At 65.3% G+C, this 15,051-nt stretch carries 15 protein-coding genes; 11 read left to right on the top strand and 4 right to left on the bottom strand.

Going from position 1 to position 15,051, the window contains the following annotated elements; all coding sequences use genetic code 11:
* The first annotated feature begins 3 nt into the window (after nt 1–3).
* Genes QCE58_RS31690 through QCE58_RS31705 form a run of 4 tightly spaced genes read left to right on the top strand, consistent with a single transcriptional unit; the run spans nt 4 to nt 4,898 of the window.
* Nucleotides 4–984 (top strand): ABC transporter permease, encoded by a 981-nt coding sequence (locus QCE58_RS31690; RefSeq protein ID WP_250437299.1) that lies wholly within the window; start codon nt 4–6, stop codon nt 982–984.
* A gap of 20 nt (nt 985–1,004) precedes the next feature.
* A complete protein-coding gene (locus tag QCE58_RS31695) occupies nt 1,005–1,958 on the top strand; it encodes an ABC transporter permease (protein ID WP_250522300.1) in 954 nt (317 codons plus the stop codon).
* 14 nt (nt 1,959–1,972) lie between these two features.
* Nucleotides 1,973–3,661, top strand: coding sequence for an ABC transporter ATP-binding protein (locus QCE58_RS31700; protein ID WP_250456961.1), 1,689 nt, complete (start codon nt 1,973–1,975; stop codon nt 3,659–3,661).
* A 34-nt stretch (nt 3,662–3,695) separates the two neighbouring features.
* Entirely contained in the window at nt 3,696–4,898 is a 1,203-nt protein-coding gene (locus QCE58_RS31705; RefSeq protein WP_250456960.1) for an acyl-CoA dehydrogenase family protein, read from the top strand.
* 66 nt (nt 4,899–4,964) lie between these two features.
* On the opposite strand, the gene QCE58_RS31710 is transcribed toward QCE58_RS31705, so the two are convergent.
* On the bottom strand, nt 4,965–5,951 hold the full coding sequence (locus QCE58_RS31710) for a sulfonate ABC transporter substrate-binding protein (RefSeq protein WP_250522299.1): 987 nt from the start codon (nt 5,949–5,951) through the stop codon (nt 4,965–4,967).
* Between the two features lie 266 nt (nt 5,952–6,217).
* Between QCE58_RS31710 and QCE58_RS31715 the strand changes: the two genes are divergently transcribed.
* The 5 genes from QCE58_RS31715 (at nt 6,218) to epsC (ending at nt 9,878) form a co-directional block, all read left to right on the top strand.
* Complete coding sequence (locus QCE58_RS31715; RefSeq protein ID WP_250522298.1) at nt 6,218–7,039, top strand: ABC transporter substrate-binding protein; 822 nt, start codon at nt 6,218–6,220, stop codon at nt 7,037–7,039.
* Between the two features lie 12 nt (nt 7,040–7,051).
* The gene (locus tag QCE58_RS31720) at nt 7,052–7,783 is read left to right on the top strand and encodes an amino acid ABC transporter permease (RefSeq protein WP_250522297.1); all 732 of its coding nucleotides are present in this window, start codon (nt 7,052–7,054) and stop codon (nt 7,781–7,783) included.
* Nucleotides 7,780–8,511, top strand: a complete 732-nt coding sequence (locus tag QCE58_RS31725; protein WP_250522296.1) for an amino acid ABC transporter permease — start codon at nt 7,780–7,782, stop codon at nt 8,509–8,511. The genes QCE58_RS31720 and QCE58_RS31725 overlap by 4 nt, the downstream gene beginning before the upstream one ends.
* 53 nt (nt 8,512–8,564) lie before the next feature.
* A complete protein-coding gene (locus QCE58_RS31730) occupies nt 8,565–8,867 on the top strand; it encodes a hypothetical protein (RefSeq protein WP_008346758.1) in 303 nt (100 codons plus the stop codon).
* Between the two features lie 75 nt (nt 8,868–8,942).
* Nucleotides 8,943–9,878 (top strand): serine O-acetyltransferase EpsC, encoded by a 936-nt coding sequence (gene epsC, locus QCE58_RS31735; protein WP_008346756.1) that lies wholly within the window; start codon nt 8,943–8,945, stop codon nt 9,876–9,878.
* 83 nt (nt 9,879–9,961) lie between these two features.
* On the opposite strand, the gene QCE58_RS31740 is transcribed toward epsC, so the two are convergent.
* Together QCE58_RS31740 and QCE58_RS31745 are read right to left on the bottom strand one after the other, a co-directional pair.
* Complete coding sequence (locus QCE58_RS31740; protein WP_250522295.1) at nt 9,962–11,164, bottom strand: acyl-CoA dehydrogenase family protein; 1,203 nt, start codon at nt 11,162–11,164, stop codon at nt 9,962–9,964.
* Nucleotides 11,165–11,198: 34 nt separating this feature from the next.
* Nucleotides 11,199–11,774: a peroxidase-related enzyme gene (locus QCE58_RS31745; RefSeq protein WP_250437294.1), complete on the bottom strand. Its 576-nt coding sequence runs from the start codon at nt 11,772–11,774 to the stop codon at nt 11,199–11,201.
* A 209-nt stretch (nt 11,775–11,983) separates the two neighbouring features.
* Here QCE58_RS31745 and QCE58_RS31750 point away from each other — a divergent pair, with 209 nt between their 5' ends.
* Nucleotides 11,984–12,625, top strand: coding sequence for a peroxidase-related enzyme (locus QCE58_RS31750; protein WP_175981605.1), 642 nt, complete (start codon nt 11,984–11,986; stop codon nt 12,623–12,625).
* A 69-nt stretch (nt 12,626–12,694) separates the two neighbouring features.
* Here QCE58_RS31750 and QCE58_RS31755 read toward each other — a convergent pair whose 3' ends face one another.
* Nucleotides 12,695–13,522, bottom strand: a complete 828-nt coding sequence (locus QCE58_RS31755; RefSeq protein WP_008346747.1) for a MetQ/NlpA family lipoprotein — start codon at nt 13,520–13,522, stop codon at nt 12,695–12,697.
* Between the two features lie 183 nt (nt 13,523–13,705).
* Here QCE58_RS31755 and QCE58_RS31760 point away from each other — a divergent pair, with 183 nt between their 5' ends.
* On the top strand, nt 13,706–15,037 hold the full coding sequence (locus tag QCE58_RS31760) for an LLM class flavin-dependent oxidoreductase (protein ID WP_250522294.1): 1,332 nt from the start codon (nt 13,706–13,708) through the stop codon (nt 15,035–15,037).
* The last annotated feature ends 14 nt before the right edge of the window (nt 15,038–15,051 follow it).

Genomic DNA, 15,051 nt, shown 5'->3' on the forward strand with positions numbered 1-15,051 from the left:
CCGATGAACCGACGCACGCGCTTCGCCGCCATCGCGCGGCGCACCGCATGGCAGGCCTTGCCGACGATGCTCGCCATCGTGGTCCTGAACTTCTTCCTGCTGAAGCTGATGCCAGGCGACGCCGCCGATGTGCTCGCGGGCGAAGCGGGCTCCGCGACCGCCGAAACGCTGCAGGCATTGCGCGCGAAGTTCGGCCTCGACCAGCCGGTGCTGCATCAGCTCGGCGCGTATCTGTCGCATCTCGCGCACGGCAGTCTCGGCTATTCGCCGCGTTACGACGCGCCCGTCATGCAGCTGATTCTGTCGCGGCTGCCGAACACCTTGCTGCTGATGGGCACGGCGCTCGCCCTCGCGATCGTCGCGGGCATCGTGCTCGGCGCGGTCATGGCGCATTGGGCGGGCAAGTGGCCGGATCGCGTGCTGTCCGTGCTCGCGCTCGTGCTGTATTCGACGCCCGGCTTCTGGATCGGCCTGCTCGCCATCGTGCTGTTCTCGGTGCATCTCGGCTGGCTGCCGAGCGGCGGCGATATCACCGTCGGCGCGTCCTTGCACGGCTTCGCGTATGCCGCCGATGTCGCGAAACATGTGCTGCTGCCGGCCGTGACGCTCGCGACTTTCTTCGTCGCCATCTACGCGCGTCTCACGCGCGCCGCGATGCTCGAAGTGAAGCGCCAGGACTTCGTGCGTACCGCGCACGCGAAGGGGCTGCATCCGCTGCGCGTCACCGTGCGTCATGTGCTGCGCAACGCGCTGATGCCGCTCACGACGATGGTCGGCATTCACTTCGGCACGCTGCTCGGCGGCGCGGCCGTCACGGAAACCGTGTTCAGTTGGCCGGGCCTCGGGCGTCTTGCGCTCGATGCCGTCATGGCGCGCGATTTCAGCGTGCTGCTCGGCGTGTTGCTGCTTTCGTCGCTGCTCGTGATCGTCGCCAACGTGACGGTCGATCTGCTGCAGGCGTGGCTCGATCCACGCATCGTCTGACTCATCGAACCTGAAAACGCATGGCTTCCGATTCCACCGAACTCGCTTCATCCGGCCACGGCTCGGCGTGGCGGCGCCAGCTCGCCGGTGCGCTGTTCGGCGCGCGGCGCGCTCAACGTGCGCCTTACGCTCGCGCCTCGCGCGGCGTGTGGCGCGCGCTGCTGCGCAATCCGTCCGCGCTCGCGGGCATCGTGCTGCTGACTGCGTTCATCGCGCTTGCGCTGAGTGCGCCGTATCTTTTTCCCGGCGATCCGCTCGATATGGTCGCCGCGCCCTTCGAATGGCCGGGCAGCGACCCGCTGTATCGCCTCGGCACCGATTCGCTCGGCCGCGATGTCGCCGCCGGCATCGCGCACGGCACACGCGTGTCGCTGGTGATCGGCGCATCGGCGGCGGCGATCGGGCTCGTCATCGGCACGCTCGTCGGCGCGATGGGCGGCTTCTTCGGCGGCGTCATCGACGATCTTCTCGTGCGCGTCACCGAGCTGTTTCAAACCGTGCCGTCGTTTCTGCTCGTGATCGTGATCGTCGCGATAGGGCGGCCGAACGTGACGGTGATCGCGCTGGCCATCGGCATCGCTTCGTGGCCGACGGTCGCGCGTATCGTGCGCGCCGAGTTCCGCACGCTGCGTTCGTCGGACTTCGTGCTCGCCGCGCGCAGTCAGGGGTTTTCCGACGCGCGCATCATCTTCGGCGAGATCTTGCCGAACGCACTGCCGCCGGTGATCGTGACCGCATCGGTGATGGTCGCGAGCGCGATCCTGATCGAGTCTTCGCTGTCGTTTCTGGGCATGGGCGACCCGAACGTCGTCACATGGGGCGGCATGATCGGCGCGGGGCGCGATTCCTTGCGCACCGCGTGGTATCTGACCGCCGTGCCGGGCGCGGCGATCGTGCTCGCGGTGCTCGCGCTCAATCTGCTCGGCGACGGCCTCAACGACGCACTCAACCCGCGCATGCGCGAACGTTCCTGACCCGAGACCTGTCCGTGGCGAATCTTCTTGAAGTGCGCGATCTGCGCGTGAGTTTCGGCGCGCATCGCGCGGTGCGCGGCATCGATCTGGACATAGCCGAAGGCGAGACGCTCGCGCTCGTCGGCGAGTCCGGCTGCGGCAAATCGGCGACCGCGCTGTCGCTCATGCGGCTCGTGCCGGAGCCGGGCCGCGTGACGGGCAGCGTCCGCTTCGACGGACGCGACGTGCTCGCGCTGAGCCCGCGTGAAATGCGCGATGTGCGCGGCCGCGACATCTCGATGATCTTTCAGGAGCCGATGACATCGCTCAATCCGGTGCTCACGGTCGGCGCGCAGATCGTCGAGACCTTGCGACGGCACGAAGCGCTGTCGAAGCCAGCGGCGATGAAGCGCGCCGTCGAACTGCTCGATCTCGTGCGTATTCCGGAGCCGCATCGACGCGTCTTCGACTATCCGCACGAGCTGTCGGGCGGACAGCGCCAGCGCGTGATGATCGCGATGGCCGTCGCATGCCGTCCGCGTCTGCTGATCGCGGATGAACCGACCACCGCGCTCGACGTCACGATTCAGGCGCGCATTCTCGAACTGCTTGCCGAATTGCGGCGCGATCTGTCGATGTCGCTGCTGCTCATCACGCACGATCTCGGCGTCGTCGCCGAACATGCGGATCGCGTCGCCGTGATGCTCGCGGGCGAAAAGGTCGAGGAAGCGCCGGTGCGTCAACTCTTCGAGCGGCCGCGGCATGCGTACACGCGCGGGCTGCTGGGCGCATCGCTGAACGTGGCGACGGAGTTGCATTACCGCGACTGGAAGCTGCCGGAGATTCGTCACGTGCAAGGCGCCGATGACAAGCCCGCGTTCAACGTGACGCCGCTTGCGCCCGTCAGCGCGCCGGAAACGCGATTCGACAACGACGCGCCGCTGCTCTCGGTGCAACATCTGACGGTCGATTATGTGCATCGGCATGGCAGGGGCGCGTTGCGCGCCGTCGACGACGTGTCGTTCGATATCGCGCGCGGCGAAACCGTGGGTCTCGTCGGCGAATCCGGCTGCGGCAAGTCGACCCTGTCGAAAGCGATCCTGCGTCTCGTGCCGGCGTCGGGTGGCGCGATCCGGCTGCGCGGCGTCGATCTCGCGCCCCTGAGCGAACGCGCGTTGCGCCCGCTGCGGGCGCAGGTGCAGATGGTGTTTCAGGACCCGTATGCGTCGCTGAATCCGCGCCGCAGCGTCGGCGACATCCTCGATACGGTGATGATCGTGAACGGCATCGCCGATGCGCGCGAACGCCGCCGACGCGCAAGCGCGATGCTCGATCGCGTCGGTTTGCCGAGCGCCGCGCTTGATCGCTATCCGCACGAGTTTTCGGGCGGTCAGCGGCAGCGCATCGGCATTGCGCGCGCGCTCGTGCTCGAGCCCGCGCTGCTGATCTGCGACGAACCCGTCTCCGCGCTCGATGTGTCCATTCAGGCGCAGATACTCAATCTGCTCGTCGAGCTGAAACGCGACCTCGGGCTCGCTTATCTCTTCATCTCGCACGATCTCTCGGTGGTGCGCTATATCGCCGACCGCGTCCATGTGATGCATGGCGGGCGCATCGTCGAAAGCGGCGATCATCGCGAGATATGGCGCGCGCCGAAGCATGCGTACACGCGCACGCTGCTCGAAGCGATTCCCGGCAAACGATTCGACGCGCAGGCCGCGTAGAGCACGCATCAATACCATAGGAACGTCACGTCATATGTCGAATAAAAATCAGAAACTCGAAGCCGCGCTCGCCGCGCTGCCTGAGCTGGCACAGGCCATCGGCGAAGATGCGGCCGCGCGCGAGGCGCGCCGCGAACTGCCGTTCGATGCCTTTGCGCTGTTTCGTCGATCGGGCCTCGGGACGTTGCGCTTTCCGCTCGAATGGGGCGGACTCGGCGGCTCGCTCGAAGACGTCTTCGACGTGATCGCAACGCTTGCCGCGCACGAAAGCAACGTCGCGCACGCGTTGCGCATTCACTTCGACCAGACCGAAGCGCTGCTGCTTGCGCCGCGCACGCCGTTCAATGCATTGCAGATCAAGCGCGTGGCGGAAGGCGCGATCTTCGGCGGCGCATCGACCGAAGCGGGCACGTCGCGCCCCGGCGAAATCACGACGCAACTTCGGCGCGAAGGCGATCACTTTCGTCTGAGCGGCCGCAAGTACTACGCGACGGGCACCGCGTTCTCCGACTACGCGCGCCTGAACGTGCAGGACGAACACGGCGAGGCCGCCATAGCCGTCGTGCCGGTTCAACGCGAGGGGCTGCGCGTGCTCGACGACTGGGACGGCATGGGGCAGCGCATGACCGCGAGCGGCAGTCTCGAGTTCGACGATCTGATCGTGTACGCGGACGAAGTCACGCCGCGCGTGCAGACGACGCTCACGGGCCGTCACGGTGGCGCGCTGCGTCAGTTGCATCTGGTGGCGGTGGCGGCGGGCATCGTACGCAACGTCGTCGCGGATGCGGAGCGCTATGTGCTGAAACACGGACGCCCCGTGCTGCATAGCGCGGCGCCGTCGGCCCGCGAAGATGCGTTCATTCAGCAGGTCGTGGGCGAATTGAGCGCGAACAGTCACGCGATCGATGCGCTCGTGCGCGACAACGCGCGCGTGCTCGAACGATCGTCGCAAGCGATCCGCAACGGCGATGCCGACGCCGACGCGCTCGTGCTGGAAGGCGCGCTCGCGACGGCGCGCACGCAGATCGTCGTCAGCAAGCTCGCGTTGAGCGCGGCGGAGCGCATGTTCGAAGCGGGCGGCGCATCGGCGACGGCGCGCGCGCATAACTTCGATCGCCACTGGCGCAATCTGCGCACGATCTTCAGCCACAATCCGCTGATGCATAAGGCGCGCGTGATCGGCGATTACGCGCTCAACGGCGTGACGACGCATCTGACCGAAGGGCGCGTGTTCTGACGTCTTGCGCGGATCGCTACACGATGCCGCGGCTTTCAGGCGCGGCGCGCGAGGCATCGACGGCCGTCAGGCAAGACCGGGCGGCGCGGCCCTCAGCACGTCGACATGTTTCGGCACCAGCCCGAGCTCGACGAAGGTGTCGGCGATCTGCTGCTGCTCCGCGATGATCGCCCGCGTGATGGCTTCCGTACCGAAGACCTGCCGGCTCACCGCGAGATCGACGACAGGTTTGGGCAGGCCCCAAAGCCGCGCGAGTTCGCTCGCGAGTTCGTCCGGATGCTGCTTGCCCCATTGATCGACGGCCTTGATCTCCTCGATGACGATGCGGATCACGTCGGCATTCTTCGCCACATAGTCTTGCGACGAAAAATAGTAGGCGCGGTTGCCCACGACGCCGCTCGCGTCCGCCACGACGCGCGCATTCAGCGACTGCTGCGCGGCGGCGAAGTACGGGTCCCAGATGACCCACGCATCGATCGAGCCGCGCTCGAAGGCGGCGCGCGCGTCGGCGGGCGCGAGATAGGCGAGTTCGACGTCGCGATACTGAAGGCCATGTTGGCGCAGCAGCTTCACGAGGAAGTAATGGACATTGCTGCCCTTGTTCAACGCGATACGCTTGCCTTTCAAATCCGCCACCGTTTTGACGGACGATTGCGCCGGCACCAGCACGGCTTCGGAATGCGGCCGCGTCGGCGTGGCGGCGACGTAGGCGAGCGGCGCGCCGGCCGCCTGCGCGAAGATCGGCGGCGCTTCGCCCACGTCGCCGAAATCGATCGAGCCGACATTGAGCGCTTCGAGCTGCACCAGACCCGCGGAGAACTCCGTCCAGCTCACGGATACGTTGAGCGGAGCCAGACGCTTCTCCAGCGTTGCACGTCCCTTGAGCAGGTTCAGATAGCCTTTCTGATTGCCGATGCGCAACACGCGCGGCTGCGCTTGCGCGGCTTGCTGGGCGAACGATGCCGGCGTGACCGCGAGCGCGGCGGCGCCCGTCGCGGCCCGCGCGGTCAGGGAGAGAAAAGCGCGGCGATCGGTGGTTTTTGTTTTCGACATGGCGGAAGCTCTGGTTGGCGAGAGCTTCCGATGCTAAGACGAGCGCCCACTCCGACCAACGTAGCGATGCACATATCGCTATCGCAACGGAAGTCATAAGCATGTGCACGCGACGGCAATGCGGGCGTCGCGCCAAATCTCCACGCCTGCTTTCTTCGTGACAAAAACTTCGTTCCGTCGGAGCGGCGGCACCGATAGAGTGCCAGCCTCGCCATCGTGCCGCCGCCCGGCGACGCACACCGGCGCAACGAACAAGGAACTCACCAATGAAAATCAGGACCTGGGGCGCGGTGCTCGCTGCACTGCTGGCAGTGGCTTCGAATGCCGCGCATGCGGACAGGCTCGACGACATCAGGAAAGCCGGCGTGCTGCGCGTCGCGGCGTTCGACAGCAATCCGCCGTTCGGCTTCGTCGATCCGAAGGACAATCAGATCGTCGGTCTCGATGTCGACTATGCGCGCGCGGTGGCGAAGAGCCTGGGCGTCAAGCTGGAAGTGCAGCCGACCAATCCGGCCAACCGCATCGCGTTTCTGAAGTCGGGCAAGGTCGATCTCGTCTTCGCCAACTTCACGATCACCGACGAGCGCAAAAAGGAAGTCGATTTCAGCACGCCGTACTTCGCATCGGGCACGCAGTTCATCGCGAAGAAGGGCGTGCTGAAATCGCCCGATCAGATCAACAGCCTGCGCATCGGCGCGGACAAGGGAACGACGAACGAACAGCAGGTGCGGGCGAAATTCCCGAACGCGACCATCGTCGCCTATGACGACACGCCGTTCGCTTTCGCCGCGCTGCGCACGGGCAACGTGCAGGCGATCACGCAGGACGGACCGAAGCTCGTTGCGTTGCTCGCGCGCGTGCCGGACAAGGCCAGCTACGAAATTCCGGCCTTCACGATCTCCAACGATTACGAAGGCGTCGGCGTGCCGAAGGGCGAGACGCGCCTGCTCGACGCCGTGAACGGCACGCTCACCAAACTCGAAACGGACGGCGAAGCGACGCGCATCTACGACAAGTGGTTCGGCCCGAAGAGCGCCGCGCCGCTGCCGCGCCTCTTCAAGATCGGCGATCCGCAGAAGAACGGTTGATCGCCGTCGATCATGCATAGCTGGCTCGATCCGAAATATCTCGCGTGGCTGGAGCAGGGCTTCGCCGTCACGCTGATGTTGTCCGCCTGCGCGGCGATCTGCGCGACGCTGCTCGGCTTCGCGCTGGCCGTCGCGCGCACGTCGGGCAATGCGGCGCTCGCACGCGTCGCGGCATCGTATGTCTTCGTCTTTCGCAATTCGCCGCTGCTCGTCCAGTTGCTGTTCTGGTATTTCGGGGCGGCCGCGTTGCTGCCGTCCGAATGGATGACGTGGCTCAACACGCCGCATGCCGCGACGTTCGGGCCGTTCGTTTTGCGTTGGCCGAGTTTCGAGCTGTTCGCGGGCTGGATCGGATTGACCTGCTACACGACGGCGTTCATCGGCGAGGAGTTTCGTGCGGGTATGCGTGGCGTGAGTGCGGCGCAAGAGCAGGCGGCGGCCGCGCTCGGCATGAGCCGCTATGCCGCGCTGCGCTACGTGATCCTGCCGCAGGCGCTGCGCATCGCGACGCCGCCGCTCGCCGGGCAATACATGAACGTGGTGAAGAACTCGTCGCTGACGATGGCGATAGGCGTCGCGGAGCTTTCGTACATGTCGCGTCAGGTCGATACCGAGTCCTTCAGGACATTTCAGGCATTCGGCACGGCCACGGTGTTCTATGTGCTGACCATCGCGGTCATTGAAGCGGCGCTGGTCGTGTGGCAGCGCACCGGCGTGCGCGCGCTGCGGCGAGTCCACGCATGAACGAGGTCGACTGGTTCGCGTCGCTTCGCTATCTCCTGCTGGGCGCGTTTCCTTCCGGACCGCTCGGCGGCGTTGCGCTGACGCTCGCGCTTTCCATTTCCTCCGCGATTCTTGCGGCGATCATCGGGCTCGCGGGCGGCATCGCGCTTTCGATGACACGCGGCGTCGCGCAGATCCTGCTGACCGCGCTCGTTGCGTCCTTTCGCGCGATTCCCGTGCTGATGCTGATTTTCTGGACCTTCTTTCTGATGCCGATTCTGCTGCACGTCAATGTGCCGGGCCTCGCGACCGTCGTATGCGCGCTCGCGCTGATCGGCGGCGCGTATCTGTCGCATTCGGTCCATGCGGGCATCGTGTCGATCGGCAACGGGCAGTGGCAGGCGGCGATGTCGCTCGGCCTCACGCGCTGGCAGGCGCTGCGCGAAGTCGTGCTGCCGCAGGCCGTGCGCGTGATGATGCCGTCGTTCGTCAATCAATGGGTCTCGCTCATCAAGGATACGTCGCTTGCCTATATCGTCGGCGTGCCGGAATTCACGTTCCTCGCCAATCAGCTCAACAACCGGTTGATGGTCTATCCGGCGCAGATCTTCCTGTTCGTCGGCTTCGTCTATCTGATGCTGTGCGGTGCGCTGCAAGCGCTCGCGCACGCACTGCTCTCGCGCCGCTCCGCAGAGCGCAGCCGGGTCCGCACGATGCCTGCAATGCAACGCAGAAAAGCTCGTTTGTGAAACGCGTCGCGCGGGCCTAGATTGATGTCATCGTCATTCGAAGGTAGCGAGTCATGGCGCATATCCTGACGTCTTGCTGGCACATGCTGTCCAACCGTTTCGAACGGTCGCGCGAGCGCCGCTTTCTGCGTGAAGCCAGACGCGCGATGAATGCGTGCGGGTGCGAAGCGCCGCGCACTTCTACGCGCGGCGACGGAGAGGCGAGCCGCGCGGAGCGGCTTGAACACATCGCGTTATTCGCGCAGGCGGGCTACTTCAACATGGGCAATGCGGTCGACATGTTTCAGCCGCCGGTCGAACCGCCGCTGTTTCGCTGCGATGCAGGCGGCGCGTCGACCGCTCGCTCCCATCGATGAGCGCGCGCGACGAATTTACCGCTCGCGCATCGTGCGCCCACGCGAGCTGACCCATTACATAGAAAGGACTGCACTGTGGCTGTATTCGACATCGACGACATCGTCCAATCGCTTCAGACAGTCCGCCAGCAGTGGCGCGAAGCCCAGAAGCGCTCGCTCGAACCGGGCGGGCGCGAGCTTCCCGCACGCGAGGCGCTTGGCGACATCATCGGCGCACTGAAAGGCGCGCTCTTTCCGATGCGGCTCGGACCGCCCGACCTGCGACAGGAAAGCGAAAACTTCTACGTCGGCCACGCGCTCGACTTCGCGCTGCAAGGGCTGCTCGTGCAGGCGAAGCTCGAACTGCAATACAAGGCGCGTCATCTGCCGCGCGACGATCACGCCGTCGAAACGCGCGCGAGCGATGCGATACGCGCGTTCGCGAAAACCCTGCCGCGCATTCGCAGTCTGCTCGACAGCGACATCCTCGCGGCCTATCAGGGCGACCCGGCGGCGGGCAGCGTCGATGAAGTGCTGCTCTGCTATCCCGGCATTCTCGTGATGATTCACCATCGCGTCGCGCACGAGCTCTACCGGCTCGGGTTGCCGCTGCTCGCGCGCATCGTCGCGGAACTCGCGCATGGGGAAACGGGCATCGACATTCATCCGGGCGCGCGCATCGGCTCGGGCTTTTTCATCGATCACGGCACGGGCGTGGTGATCGGCGAGACGGCGGTCATCGGCAATCGCGTGCGCGTCTATCAGGCGGTGACGCTCGGAGCGAAACGCTTCCCGCGCGACGCGGAAGGTCATCTGGAGAAGGGCCTCGCGCGTCATCCGATCGTCGAGGACGATGTCGTCATCTATGCGGGCGCGACGATCCTCGGACGCGTGACGCTCGGACGCGGCGCGGTGATCGGCGGCAACGTATGGCTCACGCACGACGTCGCGCCCGGTGCTTCGGTGACGCAGGCGCTTTCGCAAAGCGGTGAGGAAGGCGCGCGTGCGTCCGCAGTGGAGGTTGCGCGGTAAGCACTGTGATTCGCGAAGCGCAAGCCTGAATGCAGAAGTTCAAGCGCGCAACGCATGGAAAAGTCAACCATGCGCCGCGACGCTCACGCCTGACCGAGCACCCCGAGCCAAGCCTGACCGATGACTTCATGCGCCGCATCCGCGTTCGGCGGATGAAACGCGCCCGCGCGCACATCGCGATACAGCCGTTCCAGCTCGCTATGACGCGACAGCGAAGCCGCGCCTGCGATCTTCAGCGCGAGGTTCACCACGCGCAACGCGCCATCGACGGCATGCTGTTTCGCCGCAAGCAAGTGCGCGATCCACGGTTCGCTTTCGCCGTAACCCGTCCACCAGCGCTCGGCCGCGCGCTCGACGAGCGCCTCGATGCTCGCAAGCTCGATGGCCGCCTGCGCGACCGCCTGCTGCGTCAGCGGCTTGTACGCATAAGTCTTGCCGCCGATGGCCGGCGATGCACGCTGCTTCGCCGATTCCACCGCGATGTCGAACGCGCGCTTCGCGATGCCGTAATAGACCGCGCCGAGACCGGGCAGCACCGCGCCGAGAATGCCATCGACGAAAGGATCGTCGGGAATGCCCGCGGGCAGCACGCGGATCACCTTGTCGCGCGGCGCGATGACGCCTTCGAGCCAGGTATCGTCGCTGCGCGTCGCGCGCAGGCCGAGCGCATCCCAGGTCTGCACCGTGCGATGTCCCGCCGCGTCACGCCGGATGAACGCATGCACGATCTTCGGCGCCTGCGGATCGGAGTCGTCGATGCCATGCACGCCGAGCCAGTCCCATGCGGGCGCGAGCGAGGTGAAGATCTTGCGGCCGTCGAAGCGATAGCCGCCGTCCGGCAACGGCGTCGCCTTCACCGACGACCACGCGAGACCGAGATCGTTGCCCGGCTCGCCATGGCCTGCCGCGAACACCTTGCCCGCGCCCGCTTCCTCGAGAATCCATTGCGCGGACTTGTCGCCGCGCCGATACAGATGCAGCGCCGCGCCGACCCAGTACAAATGCATGTTCAGCGCAAGCGCCGTCGATGGCGCGCGGGCCGCGAGCCGCACCTGCTCGCGCAGCAGTTGCGGCAGCGTGAGGCCGAGTCCGCCGAATTCGATCGGCACCGTGGCGCGCAGGAAACCGGCTTCGTGAAGATCGCGCAGGTCGTCGGAGAAGAAGCGATTCTCGCGGTCATAACCGGCGGCGCGCTGGCCGATCGCATCGAGCAGCGCGTCGGACAGCAGATGCGAGGCATCACCCGGCGCGGGCGACGCGATGACGGGTTCGAGTACGGCGCTCATCGAAACTCTCCTGTGTGCGGATGCGGGATCGGCATTACGCGAGCGCCGAGAAATACTTCTCGTCGGGCACGACGCCGGCCGCGATGAAGATGCGGTTCGTATGGTTGAACCACGACGCGGTCTCGATCGCTTCGAGGATATCGGCGTCGTCGAGGCCGAGCGCGCGCAGGCGGTCGAAGTCCTTCCGGGTAATCGCGCGCGGCGATGTCGTGATGGTCTCGGCGATTTCGGCGAGCGCCAGTTGCCGCGCGGACAGATCCGCGAGGTGATAGTCGAGCGCAATGCGCCGGGCCTGCACGCGGTCGCCGAGCGCCTCGCCGAGCGCATGCGCGTGATGGATTGCGCACAGCCCGCAGCCGTTCGTGCGCGACACGATCACCGCGATCAGCTCGCGCTCGTCGAGCGGCAGTCGTCCGCCCGTCGCGCTGAAAAGTTTCTCGAAGTACTGCGTGAAGCGGCGCGCGGTATCGGCATTCAGGGACAGCGCCCGAATCCAGTTGTCGCCGCCGTGCTGCTCGACCAGTTGCCGGAGATCGTCGCTCAGCGCATCGTGCGTCGGAACATCGAGCCGTCCGATGACGTGCGTCTCAGTGCTCAGAACTTCTGCCATGTCACATGCCTCGCCTGGAAGGAGTGAAGAGAAGCTGCGGCTCATTATGCGCAGCGATCTTTCGTGCGATCCAATATCGATTTGCGATTTGCAATTCGGCGAGCGCGATGTGTCCAAACACCGATTAGCTTATGAAAAATCAGTCACACCGCTCGTCGGCGAGTGCGTTAATTTGGATGCCCGAACATAGCGCCAGGAGACTCCATACGATGTCCACTCTTGCACCTTCAGATCCGTTCGCCGATCAGCTGAATTCGGATGCCGATGCAATACGCGAACCGGTTTCCCGTTTCGGCTTGCCCGACGAGGCCCGCTTGCCGCCGCACGTCGCGGCGATCCACGCGAAGTTTCGCCGTCAGTATGGCTTCGTGCCCAACTGGCTTGCGGCGCTTTCCGTCAACCCCGATACCGCGTACCGGCTCGTCACGTTCTACGAGCATCTATTCGATCCGCACCGCAGCCATCTCACGGCAGCCGAGCGCGAGTTGATCGCGGTGGTCACGTCGGCCGTGAACGAATGCAGCTATTGCGTTTTCAATCACACGCAGGCGCTGGCGGCCGTCTCGGGCGATACCGTGCGTGCGCAGCGCATCGCGCAGGGCTTTCGCCATGTGCGGCTGTCCGTGAAGGAGGCGGCGCTCGCGGAGATCGCGGAGCGCCTCACGCGCGAGCCGGGCAGCATTCGCGATGAGCATCTGCAATGGCTGCGCTCGATCGGCTTCACGCAGCAGGCGGTGACCGAAGTGCTGGAGATATCGGCGTTCTTCAACTATGCGAACCGGCTGACCATCGCGTTGAATGTGGTGCCGGACGAACAGTTCTTTGCGGGCCGCGATCCGGCGACACTATGAAGCCGGGGCCTGTTTCCTTCCGAAAACAGGCCCCGCGTCCCGATGATCGGCGATGCTTCGCCGTCGCGTTCAATGCTGCGGCGCGTCTTCCCACGCCGGCAACGTCGCCCCGTGATACACGGAAAGAATCGACGACGCGACATTCGCCTGCTGATAGCTCTCGACCAGTGCCTTGACCCACGGCGCCTGCGCATCTTTCGCGTTCACCGCGATGAAGTTGCGATACGGATTGTTCGTCACCTTTTCCTGCGCGATGCGCTCCTGCGGAATCTGGATGCCCGCCTTGATCGCCCAATCGGTATTGACGACCGCGGCGTCGACATCGCCGATCGCGCGGCCGACGATACCCGCGTCCAGTTCCTTGATCTGCACATGCTTCGGGTTGCTCGCAATGTCACGAGCGGTCGGCAGCAGGCCGACGTTCTCGCGCAGCTTGATGACGCCGTTCGCCTGCAGGAGCAGCAGGGCGCGGCCTTCGTTGCTCGGGTCGTTCGGCACGCCGATCGACGCGTTCTGCGGCAGCGCGTCCACCGACTTCACCTTGCGCGAGTAGAGGCCGATCGGCTGCACATAGGTGAAGCCGACCGGCACGATGTCGTAATGGCGCGCCTGGATCTGCGCATCGAGATAAGGCTTGTGCTGGAACGAGTTGGCGTCGAGATCGTGCTGCGCGAGCGCCTCGTTGGGCTGCGTATAGTCGGAGAAGGTCGTGACCTTGACCGTGATGCCGCGCTTCGCGGCGTTGGCCGCGACGGTGCGCCAGACATCCTCGTCCTCGCCGGACATGATGCCGACCCGCACGGTCTGGTTCGCCGCGAACGACGGCTGCGCGCTCACGACGGCGCACGCGAGCAGGACCGGGAACAGGACAGTCTTGAATGAATGCTTGATCTTCACGAATGGACAGGCAGGCTGGTTGAAAGAAGCCGATGCTAGAGGCGCGGCGCGTGCGCGGCAAATAATATCGGGCGCTATGGATATGTCCCGTCGCATGATTTGCAAATGGTCAGCGCGATCGAGCGTGTTTGCGCGAGTTGGAGTAAGTTGACGCGGTTCGCCACTCCTTCATTCATCGACGCGATGCCACAGTCCCGACAACTCCATCTCGGCGCATTCATGCGTCCGGTGAGCCTGCACACCGGCGCGTGGCGCTATCCCGGCGCGTATCCCGATGCGAACTTCAACTTTCGACATCTGAAGCGGTTCGTTCAGACGCTGGAGAAAGCATGTTTCGATGCGTTCTTCATGGCCGATCATCTTGCCGTGCTGAACATGCCGGTCAACGCGCTCAAGCGCAGCCACACGGCGACATCGTTCGAGCCGTTCACGCTGCTGTCCGCGCTCGCTTCGGTGACCGAGCGCATCGGCCTGATCGCTACTGCATCGACGACGTTCGACGAGCCGTATCACATCGCGCGGCGGTTCGCATCGCTCGATCATCTGAGCGAAGGGCGCGCGGGCTGGAATCTCGTCACCACGTCGAACCCGGATGCCGCGCTGAATTTCGGCCGCGACGAACACGTGGAGCACGACGAGCGCTATCGGCGCGCGCACGAGTTCTACGATGTCGTTACCGGTCTCTGGGATAGCTGGGCCGACGACGCCTTCGTGCAGGACACGCAACGCGGCCTCTTCTTCGATCCCGCGAAGCTGCACGTGCTCGATCACAAGGGCGAATATCTGTCGGTGCGCGGGCCGCTGAACATCGCGCGGCCGGTGCAGGGCTGGCCGGTCGTGGTGCAGGCGGGATCGTCCGAAGCGGGCAGGCAGCTCGCCGCCGAAACCGCCGATGCCGTCTTCACCGCGCAGCCGAATCTCGCCGCGGGCAAGCGCTTTTATGCCGATGTCAAAGGCCGGATGGAGCGCGCAGGCCGCGCGCGCGAGCATCTGAAGATACTGCCGGGCGCGTTCGTCGTAGTGGGCGACTCGCGTGACGAAGCGCAGGAAAAGCGCGCATTGCTCGACACTTTCGTGCATGACGACAGCGGTTTCGCGTCGCTGTCGATCGCGCTCGGCCACGATGTCTCGTCGTTCGATCCGGACGGCCCGTTGCCCGAGATTCCCGAAACCAACGCGAGCAGAAGTGCGCGCGAACGCGTCATCGACATGGCGCGCGCGGAGGGGCTCACCGTGCGGCAACTGGCGCAGCGTGTCGGCGGCTATCCCGGCTTGCAGATGGTCGGCACCGCGACGGATATCGCCGACGAAATGGAACAGTGGCTCGTCGAGGAAGGCAGCGACGGCTTCAACGTGATGTTCCCGTATCTGCCCGCGGGCCTGGATGATTTCGTCGCCAAGGTGGTGCCGGAGTTGCAGCGGCGCGGCATTTTCCGTCGCGCTTACGAGGGTTCGACACTGCGTGAGCATCTCGGCTTGCCGAGGCCGGCCAACCGTTTCTTCGCGCGCGGCTGATGCGCGCGGCATCG

The organism is Caballeronia sp. LZ028 (assembly GCF_031451415.1).
Lineage (GTDB): Bacteria > Pseudomonadota > Gammaproteobacteria > Burkholderiales > Burkholderiaceae > Caballeronia > Caballeronia zhejiangensis.